Genomic DNA, 24,418 nt, shown 5'->3' with positions numbered 1-24,418 from the left:
GGGCTGAGTTGTGTCGCAACTAGGGCGAAACCATGTCCCGCAGTCACTGATCGGTACACGGTGTTCCATTCTGTGAGCACAAGAATTAGCCGATTCTTTACCATCTCTGCCGGCGAGAATCGGGGCATGCGCAGGCCGGCAGACTTGCAACCGAGGAAAATCCCGGCAAATCTGCTCCATCAGAAACGGGAGCGCCCATGTCTGAAGATGATTCGCCGAACTCCATGACGCAGCCGGCGGCCGGTGCGTCCTACGATGATGGCAAGGTGGTTCCACTCGCCCAAGGCTCTCCGCGGATCAACGCGGTCGAAATGGTGCGCTTCGAACGCCGCGAACTCGATCAAATCCTCCGAATCTATTCAATGATGGTTGGTGCGGGTGAATGGCGTGACTACGCCCTCGATCATATGAAGGACCGGGCGGTCTTTTCCGTCTTTCGGCACTCGTCCGAAGTGCCGCTGTACCGCATTGAAAAAAATCCCAAACTCGCGCGGCGGCAGGGCGCATTCAGCCTGATCTCGGCGTCCGGACAGATCCTCAAGCGTGGACATGAACTCGCCAACGTGCTGAAGGTCTTCGACAAGCCGCTCAAGCTGGTCGCCTCGCGCTAGATGGCCCCGCTAGAGCTGGGTCTGCTCTTCAAGCGAATTGCAGGGCCGCGATGTCGGGGTTCCCGCGGATAAGCGCGTCCTTGAGTTTTTCGAGGGCACGGTTCTCGATCTGCCGCACGCGCTCCTTGGAGATCCCGAGCTGCGCGCCGAGCGATTCCAGTGTGGCGCCCTCTTCGGACAGCCGGCGTTGCGCGATGATGCGCCGCTCCCGGTCGTTGAGCATCCCGAGCGCGTTGTGCAGCCATCGGCTGCGTCGCGGCTCGTCGATCATGCCTTCGACGATCTCGTCCGGGAGAGGACTTTCATCGACGAGAAAATCCTGCCGCGTGGCGGCACTCTCTTCGTCGGAAACCGGGGCGGAGAGCGAAGTGTCCGGTCCGGAAAGGCGGGAATCCATGACGGCGACGTCCTTCTCCGACACGCCGAGCGCATTAGAGATCTGCTGGTACAGGACCGGTTTTGAAACCGTACCGCCGGTTTGCGAAAGCCGGGCGCGCAAGCGGCGCAGGTTGAAGAACAGGGCCTTCTGTGCGGAGCTCGTTCCTCCCCGAACAATCGACCAGTTGCGAAGGATGTAATCCTGCATCGACGCGCGAATCCACCAGGTTGCGTAGGTCGAGAAGCGCACCTCGCGGTCCGGGTCAAAACGGGCCGCCGCTTCGAGCAGGCCCACATGGCCTTCCTGTACGAGGTCGCTCATCGGCAGACCGAAATTTCGGAACTTCGAGGCCATTGAAATGACAAGGCGCATATGGGCGGTCGTTATCTTGTGAAGGGCGTCCTGGTCCTGCTTCTCTTTCCAGAGAACCGCGAGCTCGTGTTCCTCGTCACGCTCCAGATAGGGGGCCGCCATTGCTGCTCTTACCATGGTGAGCCGTGCTGGTTCCGAACCCATACCGTTCTCCGATCTGCCTAGCTGGACCTGTGACCAACTCTACGCGCGCTTATTTGTTCCGGATCACCTTGACCCGCAGACCCCTCCTACTTCCTGCTGATCGCGCGCTACGACGATATCTTTAGGTGGGCGGAAGCGAGGGCAGATCAGACCGAACCCCCGCAAGAAACGAAAAAACCCGGCGCGAAGGCCGGGTTATTCGATCGCTCGGCGTCTGCCGCTACGCGGCTTCTTCCTGAGCCGATGTCTCATCGTTCTCAGCCTTGGCGCCGCGTTTGGGACCCTTGTTAAGATTGGTCTCGATGAGACGCACGGCCTCGGTGTCCGAGATCTTGTTGACGGCAGCGATTTCACGCGCCATCCGATCCAGCGCAGCCTCGTAGAGCTGGCGCTCCGAATACGATTGTTCCGGCTGGTTCTCTGCGCGATAGAGATCGCGGACGACCTCGGCGATCGAAATCAGGTCGCCGGAATTGATCTTCGCGTCATACTCCTGGGCACGGCGCGACCACATGGTGCGCTTGACCCGAGCGCGACCCTGCAAAATCTTCAGCGCGCGTTCCACAAAACCCGGCTCGGACAGTTTGCGCATGCCGATTGACAACGCTTTCGCGACCGGGACCTTCAGGCGCATCTTGTCCTTCTGGAACTCGACGACGAACAGTTCCAGCTTGTGACCTGCAACTTCCTGATCCTCGATCGCCGTGATCTGCCCGACGCCATGCGCCGGATACACGATAAACTCGTTGGTCTTGAATCCCTGCCGCTGAGATGTTTTTTTAGAGGCAGCCGCCATACTTTGCTTACTCCCTGTCTGGGCGCCGCACCGGAAAGCCGGTTCGGAGCCAGAGCCTGTTGTCGTCATCTCAACACGCACACATACGTCATTTCCGGGGAGTACGAATCCGGCCAAAATGGCCTACCCGATACAAAACCGGTCGAAAAGACGTTCCTTCAAAGTGAAAGCGTCAAACAGCCCAAAAGCGTGACGTGCGATGACATTTTGTATGCATAGCACAAAAACGTGCGTTTTTCAATGCGTTGCACAAATGCGAACTTTCCGCAGGGGTAGTTCCTGCGGGATGAAAACATCATATGGGGCGCTCAGGGCCCGTTTTCAATCGCCTAGTCCCCTTCGCCTGGCTCCGGGGAGAAGTACAATTCGTACTTGTTCTCGACGCCGTCCATTGCCTTGGCGTCCTCGGGCGCATCACGCTTGATGGTGATATTGGGCCATCTTTCGGCGTATTCGGTGTTAATCTGCAGCCACTTGTCGAGGCCCGGTTCCGTGTCCGGCTTGATCGCGTCGGCAGGGCACTCGGGTTCGCAGACGCCGCAATCGATGCACTCATCGGGATGGATGACGAGCATGTTGTCGCCTTCGTAGAAGCAATCCACCGGGCAGACCTCGACGCAATCCATGTATTTGCAGCGTATGCAGTTTTCGGTGACGATATAGGTCACGGCTTGGACTCCGGAGAAGATCTGCAACGCCGCGTTTCCGGCGAGGGTGTTCGACGGCGATGGGTAACGGCTTTGAGATATGCGTGCAAGGGGGCAAAACGGCGCAATGGGGAAACGGTTTGGCGCATAATTCGGCGTCTGAAGAAAACGGTTCCCGACCTCCTTAACTTCTGCTCAGCGCCTGCCTGAACGCCTGGTATGAGGCCTTTGGTGTTCGTTTCTGTGTGGCGTAATCGACATGCACGATGCCAAAGCGTTTGCCGTATCCGAACGACCACTCGTAGTTGTCGAGAAGCGACCAGGCGAAATAACCTTTCACCGGTACGCCGTCTTTAATCGCGCCGCGAACCGCGTGGAGGTGGGCGTCGAAGTAGTCGGTGCGTACCGCGTCGTCGATTGTGCCGGGACCGGTCTCGTTCGCGCCGGCCATGCCGTTTTCGGTCACGTAGATGGGCAAGCCACGCGTGTAGTCCCGATGCAGCCGCGTCAGAATGTTGCGCAGTCCGTCGGGGTAGATTTCCCAGCCCATGTCCGTCTTGTCGAGCGGTCCAGGGACGGCTTCGAATGTTGGCCACATCGCATTTGGGAGATGGCGCAAATTGCTCCGCGTATAGTAGTTGACGCCGAGCCAATCCAATGGTGCTCCGATCGTCTCCATGTCATTCTCGAAGCCTTTTGGCATGTGCGAGCCCAAGCCTTCGAGGGCGATGTCTGGATATCTCCCTGAGAACATCGCCTCGACAAACCAGCGATTGTAGATACCGTCGTAGCGGTCGGCGGCGGCCCTGTCGGCGTCGGTGTCGGTCGCCGGGTTGGCATACTCGAAATTGAGCACGATACCCAAATTGCGCTGGTTCATGGCGCGCATGACCTCGACGGCGCGGCCGTGGGCCAGAAGGACGTGGTGCATGGAATGCGCGGTGGCGCGGATGTCTCGCAGGCCCGGCGCATGGAAGCCCCAGAAATGGCTGAGCCAGGAGACGCACCAGGGCTCGTTGAGAGTGGCCACCGCGGCAACCCGGTCGCCGATTCTGCCGATGACGATCTCCGTGAAGTCGGCGAACCAGTCCGCCACATCGCGGTTGCGCCACCCACCGAGGTCCGACAGCGCCGCCGGCAGATCCCAGTGGTATAGCGTCAGGAACGGACGCAGGCCGCGGGAGAGAATCTCGTCGACCAGCCGCTCGTAGTAATCGAGACCCGCCTCGTTCGTCCGCCCGCGTCCCTCCGGCAGGACACGCGACCAAGACGTCGAGAAACGGTAGGCGTCGAAGCCGGCCACACGGACCAGATCGAGGTCTTCGGCGAACCGGTGGTAGTGGTCGCACGCCACGGCCCCGTCGTCGCCATTGGCGACATTGCCCGGCGTTGCCGCGAACGTGTCCCAATGCGACGGGCCACACCCGCCGAAAGAAGACCCTTCGATCTGATAGGCGGCCGTCGCCGCTCCGAAGAGGAAATCCTCCGGAAAGTCTGCTCGGGTGTGGGTGAAGCCCATGCGGATGCTTCCGTCGGCGCTCTCGCCTCAGTCTCCGGCCGGTCCGACGTCTGACAAACGGTCAAGCGCCCGGCGTTCCTTCTTGGTCGGTCGTCCGGAACCCGGCTCGCGCTTCGCCACCACCCGGTCGAGCGCGCTCTCGCCTCTTGGAGGCGGGGGCGGCGAAAGGTCCTCGTACAGCGTTCGTGCCTCGGCCGCCGGTCCCCGGCGCTCGCCGCAATCCACCACGCGGTGAACCACGATCCGGCGATCAAGGGTCACTGTCAGAACGTCTCCCGGTTTCACATCCTGGCTCGCCTGCGCGATCTTCTCGCCATTGACCCTGACCTTGCCGCCTTGGACGAGCTTGGCCGCCAGCGTCCGGGACTTCACGACGCGCGCGAAGAACAACCACTTGTCGATCCGCTGGCGTTCAGACGCCATTGGCTTTCTTTGCCATTACTTGTCGAACTGCTCCTTCAGCGCCGCGAGCTTGGCGAAGGGGGAATCCGGATCGGGCTTGGCCTCGCGGCGAGGCTGACTTGCCTGTTTCGTGCCTGCGGGGAGACGGTTGCCAGCGGCGTTCGGCCTGTTGCGGTTCCTGCCGCGGAACTTCTCGTCGCGTTTGCCGCCCGGCTTACCGCCATCGCCACGGCCGCGGTGCTCGCCCCCCGGCTTCCCGTCACTGCGGCGCCCTTGGGTGTGCGCTCCACGGCGGTGACGGTCGCTTCGCGGCTGATGCCAGACGAGAATCGTCTTCGGGCCTTCGTCTTCCGGGTCTGAGGGTTTGGTGTCAGCGTCCTCGGATGGGCGGGTCTGCGTGGTTTCCGCACTCACGCCGGGTTCGCTCGGCGCGTCGACCGCTGCAGCCGGTGGCTCCGAAATCGCCTGAGGCGCCGGGCCGGGTTCCATTGCCGCCGCGGCGTCGTCGGCAGCCGGCCCCGCCAAAGGGCGATCGGATGCTGCCGTCTCGGGTTCCGGGGTTGTCGCGGCCGCGGGATCTCCGGGTAATGCCGCCGCCTCCCCACCGGAGTTATCCTTGGCGGTGGTCTCGGCTTCCTCTTTGTCGGGTGCGTTGGCCGCGCGCAGCGCCTCGATCTTCGTCTCGAACTCGGATGCGTCGACCACGTCGTGCCGGTAACCGAGGCTCTTCAGCACCGCCTCCATGTCATCGGCAGTCGCGCCGAGGATGGACATCATCGCCGGCGTCACGAAGAAACGGCCGCCACCGCCGGCGCCATCGGGGAGCGCGCCGTTTCCGTCCCGCCACTGCAACGCCGGACGGATCAGGTCGGCCAGCCGTTCCAGGATATCGACCCGTACCGCCCGGCTTCCCAAGTGCCGGTAACCGGCCAGCTTGTAGAACGCGGAGTCGAATTGGGGATCGGGCACCAGCGAGGTACGGCCGGTCGAGAGCAGATGAACGACATCTCCGTAACCAGGCTTTTCCCGTCCGTCGTTCTGCAAAGCCCATAGCAGGGTCAGCAACCCGGCGGGAGCGGGCTTGATGAGCGCCGGGATAAAGATGTGGTAGAACCCGAACCGAACGCCGTATCGGCGCAGGGCCGCCCGGCCGTCCTGGTCCAGCGAGCGTATGTCATCGGCGATCTCGCGCCGCTGCACGATGCCGTAATTTTCGATCAGCCGGAAGCCGATGCCCCGGGCAATGCCGGAAAGTTCGTCGGCGCGCGCCAGATCCACCAAGGGCTTCAGTTGCGTCTCGATGTGATGAGCGACGAAACGCTCGGCGCGGGCGGCAACGCTGTCCCGGGCCGGACCGCTCAACTGTTCGTCCGCGAGCAGCACCACGCGCGGCTTGAGCCATTCGTCGGAGGCAGTGAGGCTGGCGACCGGCGAGCCGAGCCAGCGCAGCACGCCATCCATGCCGAGGCCGAAATCGCTGTTGCCGGATGCGGCGAAGCGGCCTGCGCGCGTTTCGAACTCCGTGGCAAGCGCCTTGCCGGAGGCGGCGCGGACTGCCTTGGCATCCTCGCCCTCGGCGGATCTGTCGGCGGTGAACCTGAATCCGTCCAATTGTCCGACATGGTGGCCTTCCACCATGACGTCGCCGGTCTGGCTGATTTCTGCTTCCATGGTCACATTCTCTCGCAGACGCTTCATAAGCACGGATGTCCTGCGGTCTACGAAGCGTTTCGTCAACCGCTCATGCAAGGCGTCGGAGAGCTTGTCCTCGATCGCCCGCGTCGTTTCCTTCCAGTGGAGATGGTCGCTCAGCCAGCCGGGCCGGTTCGCCACATATGTCCAGGTCCGGATCTGGGCGATGCGGTGGGACAGCGTGTCGATCTCTCCATCGGTTCGGTCGGCGCGCCGAACCTGCTCGGCCATGTAGTCCTCGTCGACATGTCCGCGCTTCACCAGATCAAGAAATATCTGCGAAATGATGTCGGCATGCTGGGCCGGGGCGATCTTGCGGTAGTCGGGCAACATGCAGCTTTCCCAAAGCATCGCGACCTCGCGCGATCCGCTGCAAATCTCGGCGATGACGCGGTCTCGAGAGAGAAACTCCAGCGCACGCTGATCGACCGCCGGAAGCGCCTTCGTCAGCCCTTGGGCGGCGGGTGTCGTCTCCAGCGAGTTGCGAAGCGCGTCGAGGGAAGAGAAGTCCAGTCGGCGCGAGCGCCACTGCAGCACCTTGACCGGATCGAATTCATGGCCTTCGATCCGGCGCACGGTCTCGTCGTCCAGCGGTCCCGCGTGACCGGAAACGCCGAACGTTCCGTCACGAATGTGGCGTCCGGCGCGGCCCGCGATCTGCCCCATCTCGGCCGCATTCAGATCCCGGTAACTATATCCGTCGAATTTGCGCAATTGCGCGAACGCGACGTGGTCGACATCGAGATTGAGACCCATGCCGATGGCGTCGGTGGCGACGAGATACTCGACATCGCCGTTCTGATAGATCTCGACCTGGGCATTGCGGGTGCGCGGCGACAGCGCGCCCATGACCACCGCCGCGCCGCCACGTTGGCGGCGGATCAGTTCTGCGATCGTGTAGACTTCGTCCGTGGAAAAAGCGACGATCGCCGAACGGCGCGGCAGGCGGGTTATCTTCCTTGAGCCGGCATAGGCCAGATGCGACATGCGGGGGCGGCTGAGGATATCGATGCCCGGCAGGAGCAGGCGCAGGATTCCCGCCATGGTGTCCGAGCCGAGAAGGAGTGTTTCCTCGCGTCCGCGCAGGTTCAGCAGGCGGTCGGTAAAGATGTGCCCGCGCTCCAGATCGCCGGCAAGCTGGATCTCGTCGATCGCGACGAACGCCACATCGGCTTGCGCCGGCATCGCCTCGACGGTGCAAACGGAAAATCGCGCATTTGGCGGCTGGATCTTTTCCTCGCCCGTAATCAGCGATACCTGGTCGACCCCGACCTTCTTTGCAACGCGTCCATACACCTCGCGGGCGAGAAGGCGCAGCGGCAGACCGATCATGCCGCTCGAATGCGCCACCATGCGTTCGATCGCATAATGAGTCTTGCCGGTATTCGTCGGGCCGAGCACCGCCTTGACCGTGTGACCGGAAAAAAAGTCGCGTGGCATTGACTCTTGCATTGAATTCGAATCCGGCAGTCTGCGGAGGGATATGCGGCAAGTTGCCGTCAGGAGGGACTTAATGGGTCTGGACGGCAATTAAAGGGCGAAAATAACGCGAAAATGCAGCGCTTCTACCGCCTTGCGGTTGCATCTTTTAACAACCAGAACGAGTCTGGAACGAATCGGAGACGAATCGGTGACTCTCATAGGTTGCACCTCTGTTCTCCACAAGATGTGGTGTCGTGTGCGTGCGGTGACACCACTTGCTGATTCAACGATTGGATGTTCGAGCAGCAATGACGCGGCCGCGTTAAGGTTTGCCCGCGGTTCGCCGATCTCAGCGACCGGTCGAAGGCAACCTCTTGAATTCTAAGCGCAATAGAAACCTTCGGTTAACCATGAGCACTAACGAAAAGCACAGATCTCGTTAACTTCCGGAACCGAGGCGGAACGAATCGGCGACGAATCACCGATCTGTCAGGTTTCTGGTTTTGTTCTCCACCAGATATGGGGTCACGAAACGTCAGGAGATACAACTTTAGCGATTCATCGCGGTTTTTTGGACGGCGTTTCGATCCGAAAGGTTAATGGATTTCGGCTCGTAGCGCGTGGCGTCGTAATCCTGCTGGCACTCCGGGCATGGGGTGATACATGTTCGCGCCATGGATATTCGAACCGCGACACGCTTCGGAAAACGGCTTTGGACTGGCGGCTTTCTCGCGTTCGGCGGGTTCCATCCGGAGCCCGCAGATAGCGTCCCAGACCTTGAATGCGGGCGGCCGGCGCGTACGCTTCTCGTGATCGGAAACGCAGGCGCCGCGATGTGGACTGCGTTTCAGCAAGCGCCGGAAGCACGGGACGGGGTGGCCGATCCGCTCGACCGTTACACGAGGCGGGTGCTTCTGGAGGTGGCGCACGAATTCTCTCTCGGCGCTCTCTTTCCCTTCGATGGAGCGCCCTGGTTTCCCTTCGCCGAATGGGCCCGGAAGGCGGGAGGCTTTTCTCCGTCCCCGATGGGACTCTTGGCGCATCACCGGTACGGCCCCTGGGCGGGTTTCCGTGCGGCGTTCATTTCGACCGACCGGTCCGGAACCTTCGCTGCGCAGGCGCTCCCCGGTCCGTGCACCTCGTGCACGAAAAAGCCATGCATTACCACCTGTCCTGCCGGGGCTCTTTCTCTTTCAGGATATGACGTGCCGCTGTGCCGCGGCTACCTGGCGGCGAATCCGGACGCGTCTTGTCATCGCGGTTGCCTCGCGCGGCGGGCATGCCCGGTCGGCACGGATTTCAACCAGCCCGACGAGATGGCGGCGTTTCACATGCGGGCATTCCTCGGCTGAGACCGGAGGTCAGTTCTTCGCTATCGCGGCCTCGATCAGACGGAATGCGTCCGGGCTCGCCCAGTCCGCCGGACCGTTCATGTTGGCGATCACGCAGTTTGATTCATCGACCAGCAGTGTCACCGGAAGACCGAACGCAAGACTCTCCTTCTTCAGTTCGTTGAACACCCCTATCGTCGGATCGTGATAGAAGGCGAGGTGCTCGATCCCGATTTCCTCGAAGAACTTGCGGGGCTTGGCGTCCGAGCCACCATCGACCGAGATCGCAACCACCTCGAATTCTTCCCCGCCCATCTCCGCCTGCAGCCTGTCGAGCGCTGGCATTTCCTCGCGGCACGGGGCGCACCAGGTCGCCCACAGATTGACGAGCCGGGTCGTGGCCCCGGTATCGGCAAGGGTCATCGCCGTCCCGCTGCCGTCATTGAAACCCAGGCCAGAAAGATCGTTCGCCTGGCTGCGTTTCGCCATCGCGGCGACATCGCCTGCCATGAGGGGTTTCAGCGCTTTCCCCTCGGCGATCGCAGCGGCACATGCGCTGCCGGAGGTGGTGCCATTGCCAGAAAGCGCGCCGGTGACGTATATCCCGGCGGCGCCGAGCGCGGCTACCAAGCCAATTGCCACGGCCGCGATCGCTCCTGCCGAAAAGCGGCGCGGCTGGCCATGAGTTTTTTCCGGGGTTTGTTCTTTCATGTCCGACGATTCCAAGACCAAGGGCTCCAACCAGATGTGGGGCGGGCGTTTCGCCTCCGGTCCCGCCGCGATCATGGAAGAGATCAACGCGTCCATCGGCTACGACCGCAAGCTTTACCGGCAGGATATCGAAGGCTCTATAGCCCATGCCACCATGCTTGCCGACTGTGACATAATTTCCGCCGGTGACCGCGACAAGATCATTCACGGACTGAACACGATCCGTTCAGAAATCGAGGCTGGCGATTTCAACTTCTCGCGCAAGCTGGAGGACATTCACATGAATGTCGAGGCGAGACTGTCGGAGTTGATCGGACCTGCGGCGGGCCGGTTGCACACCGCCCGCTCCCGCAACGACCAAGTCGCCCTCGACTTCCGGATGTGGGCGCGCGGCGAGACCGAGAAGGCGGTCGGGTTGCTGCAATCGCTGATTGCCGCGTTTCTGGCACGCGCCGAAGAACACGCCAAGACCGTGATGCCCGGATTCACCCATTTGCAGACCGCACAGCCGGTGACCTTCGGCCATCACTGCATGGCTTATGTCGAGATGTTCGGGCGCGATTTGTCGCGGATGGAGGATTGTCTTGCCCGCATGAACGAATGCCCGCTCGGCGCTGCGGCGCTTGCCGGCACGGGATTTCCGATCGACCGGAGCCAGACCGCATCGGCGCTCGGCTTCACGGGGCCGACGCGCAACTCGATCGATACGGTTTCCGACCGGGATTTCGCGCTTGAATACATGGCTGCCGCCTCGATCTGCGCGACGCATCTGTCCCGGCTCGCCGAGGAAATCGTCATCTGGTCGACGCCGCAATTCGGTTTCGTGACGTTGTCCGACGCGTTCTCGACCGGCTCGTCGATCATGCCGCAAAAGAAGAACCCGGACGCCGCCGAACTGGTTCGCGCCAAGACCGGCCGGATCAATGGCGACCTGATCGCGCTGCTGACTGTCATGAAGGGGCTGCCGCTCGCCTATTCGAAGGACATGCAGGAAGACAAGGAAGCCGTCTTCGACGCCTCCGAGTCGCTGGAGCTCGCGCTTGCCGCAATGACGGGCATGGTCGGCGACCTGACCGTCAACGCCAAGGCGATGAAGAAGGCCGCGGGGTCCGGCTATTCGACGGCCACCGATCTCGCCGACTGGCTGGTTCGCGAACTCGGCATTCCGTTCCGCGAGGCCCATCATGTCACCGGTCGCGCGGTGGCGGTGGCGGTGGAAAAGGGCGTTGCGCTGGAAAAGCTGACGCTCGAAGATCTCCAGTCGATCCATCCGCGCATTACCGATTCGGTGTTTGGCGTCCTGACGGTCGAAAAATCGGCCGCAAGCCGAAAGAGCTTCGGCGGCACCGCGCCGCAGGAAGTGCGCCGGCAGATCCGCTTCTGGAAGAAAAGGCTTGGGGCGTCCGGCAACGCGAAATAGCGACCCCGCCGGGACTGTTCATTCCTGTTCATGCGCGCTAGGAACTTGTCCGTCAGCGCCGCCGATGAAAGGTCAACGGGAACGCCGCCATGGGTCTTTTCGAAACGAAACGCTTCGTCCTTTTCGCGCTTGTCGCCCTGGGTATCGCCGCCTGCGGAAGGGCGGGTCCGCTCGAGCCGCCCCCGGCCAGCGCAACATCCACGCCGGCCACTGCCGAGGAAACGCCGGTGGAGGACAGGCCGTTCATTCTCGACGCGCTGCTCTGAGCCTTCCCATCAGGTGATGCCGTGAATCATTTCGAATATCGCGAAGGCGTGCTCCACGCCGAGGACGTGCCCGTCGCCGATATTGCGGCAGAGGTCGGGACACCCTTCTATTGCTATTCGACGGCGACGCTCGAACGCCATTACCGCGTCTTCTCGGAAGCATTTGCCGATATCGATTCGCTCGTCTGCTATGCGATGAAGGCGAATTCGAACCAGGCGGTCCTGACCACTCTGGCACGACTCGGCTCGGGCGCCGATGTCGTGTCGGAGGGCGAGTTGCGCCGCGCGCTTTCTGCTGGCATCCCGCCGGGGAAGATCATGTTCTCGGGCGTCGGCAAGACCGCGCGCGAGATGGATTTCGCGCTGGCCGAGGGCATTCACTGCTTCAATGTCGAATCCGAACCCGAACTGGAGGCGCTGTCGGCCCGGGCAACCGCCGCCGGCAGGGAGGCGCCGGTGTCGCTGCGCATCAATCCGGATGTCGACGCGAAGACGCATCACAAGATTTCCACCGGCAAGAAGGACGACAAGTTCGGCATCTCGTGGACGCGCGCCCGCGACGTCTATCGCCGCGCCGCGGAACTGCCCCACATCCGGGTCATCGGCATCGACATGCATATCGGCAGCCAGATCACCGAGTTGCAACCCTTCGACGATGCCTTCGCATTGCTGACCGAACTGGTCGGGCAGTTGCGCGCCGATGGGCATTCGATCGAACATGTCGATCTCGGAGGAGGTCTCGGCATCCCCTATCGCACCGACAATGCGCCGCCGCCGCTCCCCGACGCCTATGGCGAAATCGTCAAGAAGCACGTCCGGCCGCTCGGCCTGAAGGCGATTTTCGAGCCCGGACGCCTGATTGTCGGCAATGCCGGCATTCTCGTCACCACCGTCCTCTACGTGAAAGACGCCGAAGCACGCAATTTCGTGATCGTCGACGCGGCGATGAATGACCTCATTCGTCCGACGCTGTACGACGCTTGGCACGACATTCGACCGGTCAACCTACCCGGCGAAGGCGCGCCGCGCGTGACGGCCGATATCGTGGGGCCGGTCTGCGAATCGGGTGATTTTCTCGCTAAAGAACGCGAAATGGCGCGGCTTGAGGGAGGCGACCTCGTCGCCATCGGATCGGCCGGCGCATATGGGGCCGTCCAGTCGGGCACCTATAATTCGCGACTTCTCGTGCCGGAAGTCATTGTTAGAGGCGACCGCTTCTATGTGGCCCGGCCGCGTCCCACCTACGAGGATTTGATCGGGCTGGACAGCGTTCCCCCTTGGCTCTAGGCCCTCGCAGGGCTTCATCGTCTAACAAAGCTGTGAGGGGCTTTTGCGCGTTTATGCCTCGTCTTCGCCACGAAGAATGCTACTCTCTGTTACGGAGACGAGAGGCTCATGGCTGCCGATACAGACCCAAAAAATTCTCCCGACCTGTCGCGTAAATTGAGGTTTGCGCGATTCGCGACCTCAATCGCGATCGTCGCGGAACGGTTATTGCCGCGTATTCTGCCGCTCGCGGCAGTGCTCTCGCTCTTCGCGACTCTCTCCTGGTTCGGCGCGTTCAGGGCCGTTCCGGATGCGTTGCGCCTGGGGATGGTCGCGGCATTCGCGCTTGCCGCTCTGGCGAGTCTTTGGCCATTGCGGTCCCTGAGAACTGCCGATCGCCGTGCGATTGACCGGCGACTGGAGCAGGCCAATCTCCTGGCCCATGCCCCGATAACCACACAGGATGACCGACCCTCGGGAGACAGCGACGCGTTTGCCGCCGCCTTGTGGCGCGAGCATCAGCGCCGGATGGCGGAGAGCGTCTCGTCGGTCGAAGAGGCAGGCGCTCGCACTGACATTCCGGCGCGCGACCCCTATGCCCTTCGCGCATTTGTCGCGCTGCTCATGGTAACCGCTTTTGCCTATTCCTTTGGGATATCGGGCGGCTCGCTTGGAGACGCATTCCGCGCCCACAACGCCGGCGAGGTGATCCCTGCCCGCATCGATGCCTGGGTCACGCCGCCGCCCTATACCGGTCTGGCTCCGATTTTCCTGACGTCCGAGCAGAATGCCATCAAATCGACGGTCACGGTGCCAGAAGGCAGCCTTGCTGTCGTGCGGATCGCCGGCGGTTCCGGACGGGAGACTGTTACATGGCCTCAGCCGGAGTTGCCGTTGCGAATGGCGGAGGGCGGCGGCGATGCGTCGGTACCGACGGCCTCGCGGCGCTTTGAGGTGGCGCTCGAGGAGTCCGGCGAACTGGCTATTTCGGAGGGGACCGGTCCATTGCGATCGTGGCGATTCGAGGTCACGCCAGACGATCCTCCGTCGATCGCGTTCCAAGACGATCCGTCCCGCGCGGTAAACGGCACGATGACGGTCGAATACATGGCTACCGACGACCATCGGGTGAGCGCCGCTCGTGGCATCATCGCGCTCGCCGACGATCAGCCGGATGCTGCCCATCCGCTTTACGAAGCGCCCGAACTGCCCCTGTCCCTGCCGCGCAGGTCTTCCGACAACGGTGTAGCCAAGACGATGGCGGACCTGAGCGAGCATCCTTGGGCGGGTGCCCGCGTCGAGCTGACGCTTGAGGCGGAAGATGACCGGGGCCAAATCGGACGCAGCGCCACCAAGACGCTCGTCTTGCCGGGACGGCCGTTCTCGAACCCGCTCGCACGCGCCATCATCGAGCAGCGGCGCAGTCTCGCCCTTGACGCCAACAGCGTGCCCAAAATCGTCGACGTGATCGACGTGCTGACACTCTATCCGGAGGAAACCATCAAAGATGCCGGACATTTTCTCGGCCTGGTGACCGCACGGGCGCGGCTGATGACCGCCTACGGAAACGACGAAGCATTGAGGGGCGTGGTCGACTATCTCTGGGAGTTTGCCCGGACGATCGAGGACGGCAATCTCAGCGATGCCGAACGCAGGATGCGGGAGGCGCAGCAAGCGCTTCAGGATGCTCTGGAGAATGGAGCTTCCGACGAGCAGATCGAAGAATTGATGGCAGAACTGCGCGAAGCGATGCAGGAATATTTGCGCGAACTTGCCCGTCAGATGGAGAACAATCCGGACCTCGCCGAACAAATACCGGAGGGAGCGGCCCAGGAGCTGGACATGCAGAGCCTGCAGGAGATGCTCGACAAGATCGAGGAACTGGCGAAGTCAGGCGCGCGCGAGCAGGCGCAAGAGATGCTGTCACAACTGCAGGACATGATGAACAACCTGCAGATGGGCCGGCACAACCAGCAGCAGGGCGACGGTCAGAACCGTGCGCAGCAGCAGATGAACGAGCTTGGCGAAATTCTTCGCCGCCAGCAGGAATTAATGAACGAAACCTATCGTCAAAACCGCCGCAACGGCGAGAGCCAGCAGGGAGAGCAAGGCCAGACGGGTGAAGGCCAGCAGGGGCAGGAAGGCCAAGGCGGCCAGCAGGGCCAGCAATTCGGCCAGAACGGACAGCGCGGGTTGCAAGGGCTCGCGCCCGGTCAGCAGACTCTTCGCGAGCGGCTCGACCGGTTCATGGACGGACTGCGCGGCATGGGGATCAATCCGGGTGAGGAGTTTGGCGACGCTGGCCGGGCGATGGGCGAAGCGGGCGAGGCGCTTCAGGAAGGCGACGGCGAAGGTGCGTTTTCCGATCAGGGAGAGGCGATGGAAGCCCTGCGCCAGGGCGCCAATTCGATGATGCAACAGATGCAGCAGGCCATGGATGGCGGCACTGGCGCATCCGAACCGGGCGGCAACCGAAATGGCATAGACCGCGATCCGCTAGGGCGACCGCAGCGATCCGCAGGACCGGATTTCGGCGAATCGGTCGAAGTGCCGGACGAAATCGACATCCGCAGGGCACGCGAAATCCTCGAAGCCATCCGGCGGCGTCTCGGCAACGCGCTCTCGCCGCAACTCGAGAAAGAGTATCTGGAGCGTCTGCTTGAGTTGAACTGACTGGCTCTAGGACCCGAGAGCGCGGTTCACGGCCTGTCGAATGTCAGCCAGCGTGAATGGCTTCTGCACCACATCGACGATGATCTTTGAAATGTCGCGGGCCCGTTCGCGTTGTTCGGCGAAACCGGTCATTAACAGGATTTTCAGGTCCGGGAGATCCTTGACGATTTCCTTGGCCATCTCGATGCCGTCCATCGCCGGCATGCGTATGTCCGAGAGGACGAGGTCGTAGGCACCGTCGTCTTCGAGAACCTTCTGCAGACCTATATCGCCATCTTCGGCCTGATCGACGGCGTGTCCGTCGATCTGGAGAGCACGGGCGGTGAAGTTGCGAACGGAATCGTCATCCTCGACAATCAGGATCCGGGCCATCAGTCAGCGTCTCCGGTGACGACGCCGACGAACGGTAGCTCGCGAAAGGCGTGTCCGACATCCATTCCGTAGCCGACGACGAAATGATCCGGGCACTCGAAGCCGACGAAGTCGGCCTGGAAAGGAGTGTCGGCCTGGCGACGCGAGGACTTGTCGAGCAGAACAGCGACATTCACGCTCTTCGCCCCGCGTTCAAGCATGCGTTCGCGCGCGAATGTCAGTGTGCGCCCGGATTCCAGAATGTCGTCCACCAGCAGCACGTCGCGCCCGCTCACATCGCTGTCGACATCACGCAGAATATTCACCTTGCCGGGCTCGGTACCTTTGCCATAGGTCGAAAGCATGATGAACTCGACGCCCGGTTCCAGCCCCGCATCATGCATGGCGCGCACGAGATCGGCCGAGAAGATGAACGATCCCTTCAGCACGGAAATCACCAGCAGATCGGTGTAGTCGCGCGCGGCAATTTCCTTCGCCAACTCGAGATTGCGCGCCGCGATGGTGGACGCGGAATATAGAACATCAATCTTCTTGCCCCGGACAACCGGCATGGGGTTACGCTCCGCTTGTGTCGAATCGCAGGCTGGGCGCCTCGCGGTATCCCGGTTTCTTCGGCATGCGGACGGTAAAGGCAAGACTTTTGCCCGCTCCAAGCATTTCTCCACGAGGGAGTCTGTAGGAAAGGCGGCCTCCACCGTCGATTGCTTCGAAAACAAGAATGATGTCGGGGACGATTTGAGCTTTGGCGCCTGCATTGCTGATCGTCGCGCTTATCGTGACAGCGCGACCGCTTCGCGGGTCCGCCCCGGCTGCTCCCATCCGCAGGGTCAGGGAGGGGTCTGCAGCGAAGTGTGCGCCCCTCAGCAGCACATGACCACCGGCGGCAATAAAGGCGATCAGCGCAGCCGTCACCACCGTCGCCAGATAGAGTCTTTCCGCCATGAGCGAAGGCCGGCTGCCCAGGGCCGACGATTTCAGGACGGTGATCTGCTCGCCCATCTGACGCTGTCGAGTGGCGGCCGTATCCCGACTGGACGCGTTTCCAGCCGACATGTCCGCTTCTTCCCGTTGCAAGGTAACGAATTCCGCGTCGATGAAGTCCTGCGCCATGTCTGCGCTCCTTTCCGACGCGGAACAGCCATGATTCGGGTCTATCCGGGTTTGGTTAATTCACTGTTGTGGGCTGCGAAGCCGGTGTCGCCTTCGGTTCAATTCGGGGTGAAAGTGCTTTAAGCCTTGGCGCTGCGAACACTTGCGATTCGGACGGGGCGTTGATCAAATTCGAGAATGTCGGGCTACGCTACGGGATGGGGCCGGAGGTTCTGCGGGATGTCTCCTTTCACGTTCCCAAGCAGTCGTTTCAGTTTCTCACCGGCCCATCCGGCGCCGGCAAGACGACCTTGCTGCGGCTGCTTTTCATGTCCCTGCGCCCGACGCGCGGTCTGATCACCGTGTTTGACAAGGATATAGCGACGATCGAGGTTTCGGAGTTGCCCTTGTTGCGTCGGCGCATCGGCGTGGTGTTCCAGGATTTCCGTCTGCTCGATCACATGACGATATACGAGAACGTCGCCTTGCCCTTGCGGGTACGCGGGAGAGAGGAGGCCGGTTATCGCAGCGATGTTCTCGAATTGCTGAAATGGGTTGGCCTAGGGGACCGGCTGCACGCGCTTCCGCCTGTTCTTTCGGGTGGTGAGAAGCAGCGTGTCGCGATCGCCCGCGCACTGATCGACCAGCCCGAAATCCTGCTTGCTGACGAACCGACAGGAAATGTGGACACGCCAATGGCAAAGCGCCTTTTGCGGCTATTTCTCGAACTCAATCGGCTTGGCACAGCGGTGGTGATTGCAACGCACGATCTCGGTCTGATGGACCAGGTCGAGGCGCGGCGCATGATCCTCAGCGAGGGGCAGCTCGAAATTTATGAGTGACAGGCCGAGAACGCCCATCGGGAAGAACAATCCGTCGGTCAGCGTGTTGCCGAAAACAACGGAGCCGCAATTGCGGCCCATGGCGCCGATCGTGCCGCGATCCGGCGTGGCGACACAGGCCCTGATTCTCGTCATCGCAATCATGTCGTTCCTCTCCTGCCTGACCGTCGGGGCGGTGTCCCTCGTCAACAAGAGCGCCACCACTTGGCAAAGTCAGATATCGCGAGAGGCGACAATTCAGATCCGGCCGGGCGACGGCCGCGACATGAGCGCGGCACTCGACGCCGCGCGCGCGGCTGCGCTGCGATTCGAAGGGGTACGTGATGCAAGAATTATCGGTAACGAAGAAACGATCGCACTGCTCGAACCCTGGCTGGGCAGCGGGCTGGGGCTAGAGGAACTGCCTGTGCCACGGCTTGTTGTCGTCACGATAGACGAGACGGCGCCGCCCGATTTTGAGGCGATGCGCGGTGCCATTCGCGAGGCCGTCCCTTACGCGTCGCTCGACGATCATCGCGCCTGGGTCGACCGGCTGGTCGGAATGGCGCGCACGATGACGTTCATCGGCGTTTCGATTCTAGGGCTCGTTCTGGCGGCATTGGTGCTGACGGTTGTCTTCGCCACGCGCGGCGCCATGGCTGGAAACCAGCATGTCATCGAGGTGCTGCATTTCATCGGCGCGAAGGCGGGATTTGTGGCACGACAATTTCAGATGCGCTTTCTGCTTTCGGGCATCTGGGGCGGCATGATCGGCGGTGGCACGGCAATAATCGTCTTCTTCCTCGTCAACTGGTGGGCCGCCCGCAACATCATCACCCCCGAAGGCGAGCAGGCCTCAGCCTTGTTTGGCGATTTTGCAATCGGAGCGGCTGCCTATGGTGGAGTGGTCGCGGTGATTGTGCTGGTCGGGCTGCTTACAGCATTGACGACGAGGCTGACGGTGCTTCAGGCGTTGCGTGACATTGACGACCGACGGGCGGACCCCGGACGCCTCGATTAGACGGCACGGCTTGCTTGCGCCTTGAAAACAAGCGGAAAATTCAGCTCATGGCGGTTTTTGCCTATGCGGCGCCGTATTTCATGGGTAACCATCCATCATGTCCGGGACAGTGGACATGGATTCTGGCATTGGAATGCAGGCCACAGACGAAACCCAGAATGAAAAGAGATCCTCATCGGCGCGTGCCTGGCGGCGGGCCGCGAGCGTGGGTGCGATTGTATTTCTGGGGGCTGCGGCGGCGGTGATCGTCGGATTTCTTCTTTTCGCCTCCTGGGTCTCCGATCTGAGGTCAGTGCAGGCTACCCGGGCTGCCGACGGGATCGTCGTACTGACCGGCGGCTACGACCGCATCGGTGCTGCGCTGAAACTGCTGGAAGAAGAGCGCGGCAGCCGCCTGCTCATTAGCGGGGTTAACCCATCGACGTCGCGTGACGTGTTGCGCAGGACCTTTGCCAGCGATGTCGCGCGCTTCCGATGCTGCGTGGACGTCGACAACGTCGCGCTCGACACGATAGGAAATGCGGTCGAGACGTCGCGCTGGGCAGCGGATCGCGGATACAGTTCGCTCATCGTCGTTACCAATGATTATCACATGCCGCGCAGCCTGCTTGAAATGCGCCGCTATATGGCGGGAATCGAGCTGATCCCGCATGCCGTCGCTGCCCGAAGGAATGACGAACAAAGTGTTTCGGATGAGGCAGCGCGCTACCGGCTGTTGTTCGCGGAGTACATTAAATACAGCGCGGCGCAATTTCGCCACCTGATCGCACCGCTGAGGGACGATCAGCTTCAGACCCAGCGCGCGGCGCTCGTCCCAGGTTCCTGACAGGAGTCACGGGGCAGGCGTTTTGCTTTATCGCGCGACGGCGTGTATCGGCTTTCGGTGAGTCTTATCCATTAACCGCCGATCGGGTTCCCCTTGCTGGCCATTCGCTCTCTCTTTTTCAATTTCCTTTTCTATGCGGTGACCCTGATCGAGATGATCGTGTTCACTCCCTTCTATTTTCTGGCGCCGCGCAAAAACGCATGGTTCGTACCGAAGTTCTGGGCAAAGACACATTTGTGGCTGATGAAGGTCATCGTGGGCACCGATCACGTGGTCATCGGCAAGGAGAACCTGCCGGCCGGCAGCTATATTCTCGCGCCCAAACATCAGTCCGTCTGGGATACGTTCGCATTTCTGCCGTGGTGGCCCGATCCCGTCTACATTCTCAAGCGCGAACTGACGTGGGTTCCGATCTTCGGCTGGTACCTCGCCAAGATGGACATGATCGCGATCGACCGGGGAAATCGTGCGACGGCCATTGCTTCCGTGAACCGCGGGGCCAGACGTGCCGTTGAGCAAGGCCGCCAGATCGTGATCTATCCGGAAGGTACGCGGCGCTCCCCAGGCGCTGAAGCCTCCTACAAAATGGGGATTGTCAATCTTTACGAGGCTCTTGATGTCCCGGTCGTGCCGATCGCCCACAATGCAGGGCTCTATTGGCGCCGACGCACATTCATGCGCTATCCGGGGACGATCAAGGTGGAAATTCTCAAGCCCATCCAGCCCGGTCTCGGCCGCGATGAGTTTCGCGGCGAACTGATCCGCCGCATCGAGGAGGCTTGCGACAGGCAACTTCTGGAACTTGCCGACGACCCGACCGCGCCACCGTTCCCGGAGACGGCGCGAAAACGGGTTGCGGAACTCCGCGCTGAAGCGGCTAGCCCCACCAGCGCTTAAGTTCGGCGCGCCTTAACTCGCGAGACGACCTCCTCCAGCCAGTGGTCGCGGATGCCAAGCGTGCGGATGTGGTCTGCGGTGTTGAGAACGTAATCCTCGTTCGGCCCCATCCCCCCGACGGCGCCGCATACGCGCGCGACGGCCTCCCCTACGCTCAGACGCCCCGCATATTGCCCGTGGTCGCGGTCTGCCACGTAGATCAAAGCGGACGCATGGTTCCCGTCCTCGATTGTGATTGAACCGCGGCGTTCCAGATAGACATTGGTAACCAGTTCGCGGGCGCGCAGGTAGTCGAGCACGTTTGCCCGATTCCGTCCGTCCACCCGAAACGCGACGCCGACGCACGATCCTCCGCGATCCAGGCCCATAACCAGGCCCGGACGGTGGGCGGACCCGCGATGCTCGATCGAGATCACGCACAGGCTGCGGTGGTAGCCGTGCAATCGGGCGCGCTGTTTTTCAACAAAATCGAAACCGGGCTTCCACATCAGAGATGCGTAGCCGAAGACCCAAAAATCATTCATAAGCGCGGACGTTTCACAATTACGAGTGCCCGCCGTATCATGGAAAGCCGCAGAGAAAAATCACCCCGAGACACAGGCCGCCAGATTCGCTGGCTCGCTGTGATCATTTTTCTCGTGGCCATCGCATATTCCGGGGGTTGGTTCTGGCTGGCCGACAAGGTCGAGGCTTATGCCACGGCCGCCCTGGACGCCCAGCGAGCAAAAGGGAACTCCATCGACTGTCCGGGCCGCGCGGTGACAGGTTATCCGTTCCGCTTCGAGGTTCGGTGCGCTTCGATTGCGTTCGAGCAGCCCGCGCGGGAGTTCTCGATCGAGGCGGGCGCGTTCCGGAGCGCGGCTCAGGTTTACGAGCCGCGCCGTATCATCGCTGAACTGGACAGTCCGATGACCGTCCTAAGTCCTGTCTTGCCGCCCCTGCGTATCGAGTACGATCTGGCACAGACGAGCGCCGTGGTCGCCGAGCCCTTGCCGCAGCGAGCGTCGGCCGCGATCGATCGACTGCGTGTTTCGACGCATGACGAGAATCCTTTGATGACGTCGACGCGCTTCGAAATCCATATGCGTCAGAATGGCGACGCGCTTGATCTGGCGGTACGGTTCGAGGGCTTGGCGGCAGCGCCTCCGCTTGCGCCCTATTCCGCTCTGCCGCCGCTGTCAGGCGACGCGGATGTTACCATCAAAGACGGCGTCGCGCTTGCCTCCGGCGGCGTGAGTTCGCTGCGCGGCGTGTCGGGCGAGTTGCGACGGGGGGCATTGCTCGTGACGCCTGAGAAGGGCGTGATGTTGAACGGCCCCTTCTCGATCGGCGCGGATGGGCTCGTTGACGCAACCCTGGAACTGTCGGTCGTCGATCCGGCCGGGCTTGCCGCAGCGTTCAAACCCGTCTTTCCTCAATATGCGGCGCAGATCGAGGCATTGGCTTCCGTCCAGCCGCCATCAGACGATGGATCGGTCCCCGAGGTGACGCTGCCAGTCGCGATCCGGGATGGCATGGTCCGGCTCGGCTTTTTCGCCCTTGGCGACATTCCGCCGATTGACTAGCCCTCGTTCTTTGCGGACTCGCCTTTCGCGATTTCCGGATGACGACCGAAATCCGGCGCGTCGACCTCCTGCCCGGCCTCGATGATCGAACGGCGGATGGCGCGGGTTCGGGTGAACAGATCGAACAGGGCGTCCCCGTCACTCCATCGAATCGAGCGCTGGAGAGCGGCAAGGTCCTCGGAAAACCGGCCAAGCATTTCAAGAATGGCATCGCGGTTGGCCAAGCAGACGTCGCGCCACATCACCGGGTCGGACGCCGCGAGGCGTGTGAAATCACGGAAACCTGAAGCGGAGTACTTGATGACTTCGGACTTGGACACCGATTCCAGGTCATCCGCCGTACCGACTATGTTGTACGCTATGATGTGCGGCAGGTGGGAAACGATGGCGAGAACCCGGTCGTGATGCGCGGCATCCATCATCTCGACCGTCGAACCGCATGCCGTCCAGAACCGCGCGAGCTTCTTGACCGCAACTTCATCTGTTCCGGGGACGGGGGTCAGGATGCACCAGCGGTTTTCGAACAGACTGTCGAACCCCGCATCCGGACCGGATTGTTCGGTGCCGGCGATGGGATGTCCCGGAATGAAATTCACGTGGCGGGGCAGGTGCGGAGTCACGTCGCTGATGACCGATCCCTTCGTCGAGCCGGCGTCGGTCAGGATCGCACCTTTTGCGAGATGCGGCGATATGGTGGCGGCGACAGGTGCGTATGCGCCGACGGGAATGGACAAGATGATCAGATCGGCATCGCGAACGGCATCGGCCGCATCGCTTGTGTAGCGGTCGCCAAGTCCTAGAGCTCGGGCGCGATCAAGCGTCTGAGATGAACGGGTGGAGATCACAATCTCGCCGGCGAGACCCTCGCGTCGGATCACGCGCGCAAGCGACGAGCCGATCAGGCCGATGCCGATCAACGCGACGCGTTCGAACAACGGTTTGGATGATGACATGATTCAGCCGCGGTCCATGAACTCGGTTAACGCCGCAATCACGCCCTCATTGGCTTCAGCTGGACCGATGGTCATACGAAGGGCGTTCGGCAATCCGTATCCGGCAACAGCCCGTAATACATACCCCCGTTTGGTAAGGTAGGCATCGGCCGCGGCTGCAGTACGCCGGGGGTCGTCCTTTGGGAAATGTATCAGGATGAAGTTGCCGACGCTCGGGGTGACAGTCAGGCCGATATCGGTCAGCGCGTTCGTCAGCACCGGGAGCCATGTTTCGTTGTGCGCGACCGCCTTGTCGGTATGGGCGCGGTCGCGGATCGCCGCCACGCCCGACGCAATGGCTGCCGCGTTGACGTTGAACGGTCCGCGCACCCGGTTCAGCGCATCGATTATATGAATGGGGCCATACATCCAGCCGATGCGCAATGCAGCGAGCCCATGAATCTTCGAGAAAGTGCGCGTCATGACGACGTTGTCGTGCCCGGAAACGAGTTCGATGCCTGCGCTGTAGTCGTTCCGTCGTACATATTCCGCATAAGCCGCATCAAGCACGAGAAGCACGTGTTTCGGCAGGCCGGCATGTAACCGGCGGACCTCCTCATCGCTGATATATGTGCCGGTGGGATTGTTGGGATTGGCGAGAAACACGATCCGGGTGCGATCGGTTATGCGCTCCAGAATAGCGTCGACGTCGCTCTGGTAATTGGTCTCCGGCGCAACGACCGGAGTGCCGCCAGCCGCGAGAATCTGGATCTTGTAGACGAGGAAGCCGTGCTCGGTGAATATCGCCTCGTCGCCCGGCGCCAAATAGGTGTTGGCGAGGAGTCCGAGCAATTCGTCCGATCCGTTTCCGCAGATCAGGTTGTCGATATTCAGGCCGTGCACCTCGGCGATTGCTTGTCGTAAATCCGTCGCCGATCCGTCGGGATAGCGCTCCAGATTCGACGCAACAGCCTCATATGCCGCCACCGCAGTCGGGCTAGGCCCGAGGGGTGTCTCATTGGAAGACAATTTCCACAGCTTTACGCCGGGCGCGGCCTTGCTGCGCCCGGGAACATAGGCGGCAATGTCCATGACGCCGGGTTTCGGAACAGGACGATCTGCGGAATTCGACGCGGACATTCGAAGGTCTTTCCTTTTGAGCCCAGGACAGGCCCCTGTTAGACCGCAGCGGGATACAGGGCCGATGTTCAAATGTCGAGACGAGGGCTTGCGCGGGCGGACGC

Annotated in this window: 24 protein-coding genes; 11 read left to right on the top strand and 13 right to left on the bottom strand. The window is 61.7% G+C overall.

The window, feature by feature from the left end:
* The first annotated feature begins 311 nt into the window (after positions 1–311).
* On the top strand, positions 312–611 hold the full coding sequence (locus LC298_RS09335) for a DUF2794 domain-containing protein (protein ID WP_223385626.1): 300 nt from the start codon (positions 312–314) through the stop codon (positions 609–611).
* 28 nt (positions 612–639) lie between these two features.
* On the opposite strand, the gene LC298_RS09330 is transcribed toward LC298_RS09335, so the two are convergent.
* The 6 genes from LC298_RS09330 to LC298_RS09305 form a co-directional block, all read right to left on the bottom strand.
* A complete protein-coding gene (locus LC298_RS09330; RefSeq protein WP_223385614.1) occupies positions 640–1,506 on the bottom strand; it encodes an RNA polymerase factor sigma-32 in 867 nt (288 codons plus the stop codon).
* A 220-nt stretch (positions 1,507–1,726) separates the two neighbouring features.
* Positions 1,727–2,302 (bottom strand): CarD family transcriptional regulator, encoded by a 576-nt coding sequence (locus LC298_RS09325; RefSeq protein ID WP_131569110.1) that lies wholly within the window; start codon positions 2,300–2,302, stop codon positions 1,727–1,729.
* Between the two features lie 329 nt (positions 2,303–2,631).
* Positions 2,632–2,970 carry a ferredoxin FdxA gene (fdxA, locus tag LC298_RS09320; RefSeq protein WP_131569379.1) on the bottom strand — a complete coding sequence of 113 codons (339 nt, stop codon included), beginning with the start codon at positions 2,968–2,970 and terminating at the stop codon, positions 2,632–2,634.
* A 163-nt stretch (positions 2,971–3,133) separates the two neighbouring features.
* Complete coding sequence (locus LC298_RS09315) at positions 3,134–4,468, bottom strand: GH1 family beta-glucosidase (RefSeq protein ID WP_131569108.1); 1,335 nt, start codon at positions 4,466–4,468, stop codon at positions 3,134–3,136.
* A gap of 27 nt (positions 4,469–4,495) precedes the next feature.
* Positions 4,496–4,891 (bottom strand): RNA-binding S4 domain-containing protein, encoded by a 396-nt coding sequence (locus LC298_RS09310; RefSeq protein ID WP_131569106.1) that lies wholly within the window; start codon positions 4,889–4,891, stop codon positions 4,496–4,498.
* 15 nt (positions 4,892–4,906) lie between these two features.
* Positions 4,907–8,002, bottom strand: a complete 3,096-nt coding sequence (locus tag LC298_RS09305) for a helicase-related protein (protein WP_223385613.1) — start codon at positions 8,000–8,002, stop codon at positions 4,907–4,909.
* A 656-nt stretch (positions 8,003–8,658) separates the two neighbouring features.
* On the opposite strand from LC298_RS09305, the gene LC298_RS09300 reads away from it, so the two are divergent.
* Positions 8,659–9,336: a hypothetical protein gene (locus LC298_RS09300; RefSeq protein WP_131569102.1), complete on the top strand. Its 678-nt coding sequence runs from the start codon at positions 8,659–8,661 to the stop codon at positions 9,334–9,336.
* A gap of 9 nt (positions 9,337–9,345) precedes the next feature.
* Here the strand turns inward: LC298_RS09300 and tlpA are convergent, their stop codons facing one another.
* A complete protein-coding gene (gene tlpA, locus LC298_RS09295) occupies positions 9,346–10,026 on the bottom strand; it encodes a thiol:disulfide interchange protein TlpA (protein ID WP_131569100.1) in 681 nt (226 codons plus the stop codon).
* On the opposite strand from tlpA, the gene argH reads away from it, so the two are divergent.
* From argH to LC298_RS09275, 4 genes are all read left to right on the top strand, one after another.
* On the top strand, positions 10,025–11,446 hold the full coding sequence (gene argH, locus LC298_RS09290) for an argininosuccinate lyase (protein WP_131569098.1): 1,422 nt from the start codon (positions 10,025–10,027) through the stop codon (positions 11,444–11,446). The genes tlpA and argH overlap by 2 nt on opposite strands.
* 89 nt (positions 11,447–11,535) lie before the next feature.
* Positions 11,536–11,712: an LPS translocon maturation chaperone LptM gene (gene lptM, locus LC298_RS09285; protein ID WP_199223279.1), complete on the top strand. Its 177-nt coding sequence runs from the start codon at positions 11,536–11,538 to the stop codon at positions 11,710–11,712.
* Between the two features lie 21 nt (positions 11,713–11,733).
* Positions 11,734–12,999, top strand: coding sequence for a diaminopimelate decarboxylase (gene lysA, locus LC298_RS09280; protein ID WP_131569096.1), 1,266 nt, complete (start codon positions 11,734–11,736; stop codon positions 12,997–12,999).
* A gap of 108 nt (positions 13,000–13,107) precedes the next feature.
* Positions 13,108–15,651 (top strand): TIGR02302 family protein, encoded by a 2,544-nt coding sequence (locus LC298_RS09275; protein WP_131569094.1) that lies wholly within the window; start codon positions 13,108–13,110, stop codon positions 15,649–15,651.
* Between the two features lie 6 nt (positions 15,652–15,657).
* On the opposite strand, the gene LC298_RS09270 is transcribed toward LC298_RS09275, so the two are convergent.
* From LC298_RS09270 to LC298_RS09260, 3 genes are read right to left on the bottom strand one after another with little or no spacing between them, the layout of a single operon-like run.
* Positions 15,658–16,023 (bottom strand): response regulator, encoded by a 366-nt coding sequence (locus LC298_RS09270; protein WP_131569092.1) that lies wholly within the window; start codon positions 16,021–16,023, stop codon positions 15,658–15,660.
* Positions 16,023–16,574, bottom strand: a complete 552-nt coding sequence (hpt, locus tag LC298_RS09265) for a hypoxanthine phosphoribosyltransferase (RefSeq protein WP_131569090.1) — start codon at positions 16,572–16,574, stop codon at positions 16,023–16,025. The genes LC298_RS09270 and hpt overlap by 1 nt, the downstream gene beginning before the upstream one ends.
* Positions 16,575–16,578: 4 nt before the next feature.
* The gene (locus LC298_RS09260) at positions 16,579–17,133 is read right to left on the bottom strand and encodes a hypothetical protein (RefSeq protein ID WP_131569087.1); all 555 of its coding nucleotides are present in this window, start codon (positions 17,131–17,133) and stop codon (positions 16,579–16,581) included.
* 161 nt (positions 17,134–17,294) lie between these two features.
* Between LC298_RS09260 and ftsE the strand changes: the two genes are divergently transcribed.
* The 4 genes from ftsE to LC298_RS09240 all read left to right on the top strand — a co-directional run bounded on the left by ftsE (position 17,295) and on the right by LC298_RS09240 (position 20,677).
* The gene (gene ftsE, locus LC298_RS09255) at positions 17,295–17,954 is read left to right on the top strand and encodes a cell division ATP-binding protein FtsE (RefSeq protein WP_131569085.1); all 660 of its coding nucleotides are present in this window, start codon (positions 17,295–17,297) and stop codon (positions 17,952–17,954) included.
* Positions 17,947–18,954 carry a cell division protein FtsX gene (locus tag LC298_RS09250; RefSeq protein ID WP_131569083.1) on the top strand — a complete coding sequence of 336 codons (1,008 nt, stop codon included), beginning with the start codon at positions 17,947–17,949 and terminating at the stop codon, positions 18,952–18,954. Before ftsE ends, LC298_RS09250 begins: the two co-directional genes overlap by 8 nt.
* Before the next feature lie 115 nt (positions 18,955–19,069).
* A complete protein-coding gene (locus LC298_RS09245; protein WP_158284773.1) occupies positions 19,070–19,780 on the top strand; it encodes a YdcF family protein in 711 nt (236 codons plus the stop codon).
* 153 nt (positions 19,781–19,933) lie between these two features.
* Positions 19,934–20,677, top strand: a complete 744-nt coding sequence (locus LC298_RS09240) for a lysophospholipid acyltransferase family protein (RefSeq protein WP_131569377.1) — start codon at positions 19,934–19,936, stop codon at positions 20,675–20,677.
* On the opposite strand, the gene LC298_RS09235 is transcribed toward LC298_RS09240, so the two are convergent.
* On the bottom strand, positions 20,674–21,201 hold the full coding sequence (locus tag LC298_RS09235; RefSeq protein WP_131569078.1) for a gamma-glutamylcyclotransferase: 528 nt from the start codon (positions 21,199–21,201) through the stop codon (positions 20,674–20,676). The two genes, LC298_RS09240 and LC298_RS09235, sit on opposite strands and share 4 nt — an antisense overlap.
* Positions 21,202–21,240: 39 nt before the next feature.
* On the opposite strand from LC298_RS09235, the gene LC298_RS09230 reads away from it, so the two are divergent.
* Complete coding sequence (locus LC298_RS09230; RefSeq protein ID WP_131569076.1) at positions 21,241–22,242, top strand: DUF2125 domain-containing protein; 1,002 nt, start codon at positions 21,241–21,243, stop codon at positions 22,240–22,242.
* Here LC298_RS09230 and LC298_RS09225 read toward each other — a convergent pair.
* Positions 22,239–23,195, bottom strand: a complete 957-nt coding sequence (locus LC298_RS09225; RefSeq protein ID WP_131569074.1) for a prephenate/arogenate dehydrogenase family protein — start codon at positions 23,193–23,195, stop codon at positions 22,239–22,241. The two genes, LC298_RS09230 and LC298_RS09225, sit on opposite strands and share 4 nt — an antisense overlap.
* A 3-nt stretch (positions 23,196–23,198) precedes the next feature.
* The gene (hisC, locus tag LC298_RS09220) at positions 23,199–24,314 is read right to left on the bottom strand and encodes a histidinol-phosphate transaminase (protein WP_131569072.1); all 1,116 of its coding nucleotides are present in this window, start codon (positions 24,312–24,314) and stop codon (positions 23,199–23,201) included.
* Between the last annotated feature and the right edge of the window lie 104 nt (positions 24,315–24,418).

It is taken from the genome of Oricola cellulosilytica (genome assembly GCF_019966575.1).
GTDB classification, from domain to species: Bacteria; Pseudomonadota; Alphaproteobacteria; order Rhizobiales; family Rhizobiaceae; genus Oricola; species Oricola cellulosilytica.
The sequence above is the reverse complement of the archived record's forward strand: the minus strand, read 5'-3'. Positions and strand labels throughout refer to the sequence as shown.

Bases quoted from the DNA above. Each gene is read 5' to 3' on its own strand.
- LC298_RS09335 (WP_223385626.1), top strand. From the start codon at position 312: ATGGTGCGCTTCGAACGCCGCGAACTCGATCAAATCCTCCGAATCTAT.
- LC298_RS09330 (WP_223385614.1), bottom strand. From the start codon at position 1,506: ATGGGTTCGGAACCAGCACGGCTCACCATGGTAAGAGCAGCAATGGCG.
- LC298_RS09325 (WP_131569110.1), bottom strand. From the start codon at position 2,302: ATGGCGGCTGCCTCTAAAAAAACATCTCAGCGGCAGGGATTCAAGACC.
- LC298_RS09315 (WP_131569108.1), bottom strand. From the start codon at position 4,468: ATGGGCTTCACCCACACCCGAGCAGACTTTCCGGAGGATTTCCTCTTC.
- LC298_RS09310 (WP_131569106.1), bottom strand. From the start codon at position 4,891: ATGGCGTCTGAACGCCAGCGGATCGACAAGTGGTTGTTCTTCGCGCGC.
- LC298_RS09305 (WP_223385613.1), bottom strand. From the start codon at position 8,002: ATGCCACGCGACTTTTTTTCCGGTCACACGGTCAAGGCGGTGCTCGGC.
- LC298_RS09300 (WP_131569102.1), top strand. From the start codon at position 8,659: ATGGATATTCGAACCGCGACACGCTTCGGAAAACGGCTTTGGACTGGC.
- argH (WP_131569098.1), top strand. From the start codon at position 10,025: ATGTCCGACGATTCCAAGACCAAGGGCTCCAACCAGATGTGGGGCGGG.
- tlpA (WP_131569100.1), bottom strand. From the start codon at position 10,026: ATGAAAGAACAAACCCCGGAAAAAACTCATGGCCAGCCGCGCCGCTTT.
- lptM (WP_199223279.1), top strand. From the start codon at position 11,536: ATGGGTCTTTTCGAAACGAAACGCTTCGTCCTTTTCGCGCTTGTCGCC.
- LC298_RS09275 (WP_131569094.1), top strand. From the start codon at position 13,108: ATGGCTGCCGATACAGACCCAAAAAATTCTCCCGACCTGTCGCGTAAA.
- LC298_RS09270 (WP_131569092.1), bottom strand. From the start codon at position 16,023: ATGGCCCGGATCCTGATTGTCGAGGATGACGATTCCGTTCGCAACTTC.
- hpt (WP_131569090.1), bottom strand. From the start codon at position 16,574: ATGCCGGTTGTCCGGGGCAAGAAGATTGATGTTCTATATTCCGCGTCC.
- LC298_RS09260 (WP_131569087.1), bottom strand. From the start codon at position 17,133: ATGGCGCAGGACTTCATCGACGCGGAATTCGTTACCTTGCAACGGGAA.
- LC298_RS09250 (WP_131569083.1), top strand. From the start codon at position 17,947: ATGAGTGACAGGCCGAGAACGCCCATCGGGAAGAACAATCCGTCGGTC.
- LC298_RS09245 (WP_158284773.1), top strand. From the start codon at position 19,070: ATGGATTCTGGCATTGGAATGCAGGCCACAGACGAAACCCAGAATGAA.
- LC298_RS09240 (WP_131569377.1), top strand. From the start codon at position 19,934: ATGATCGTGTTCACTCCCTTCTATTTTCTGGCGCCGCGCAAAAACGCA.
- LC298_RS09235 (WP_131569078.1), bottom strand. From the start codon at position 21,201: ATGAATGATTTTTGGGTCTTCGGCTACGCATCTCTGATGTGGAAGCCC.
- LC298_RS09230 (WP_131569076.1), top strand. From the start codon at position 21,241: ATGGAAAGCCGCAGAGAAAAATCACCCCGAGACACAGGCCGCCAGATT.
- LC298_RS09225 (WP_131569074.1), bottom strand. From the start codon at position 23,195: ATGTCATCATCCAAACCGTTGTTCGAACGCGTCGCGTTGATCGGCATC.
- hisC (WP_131569072.1), bottom strand. From the start codon at position 24,314: ATGTCCGCGTCGAATTCCGCAGATCGTCCTGTTCCGAAACCCGGCGTC.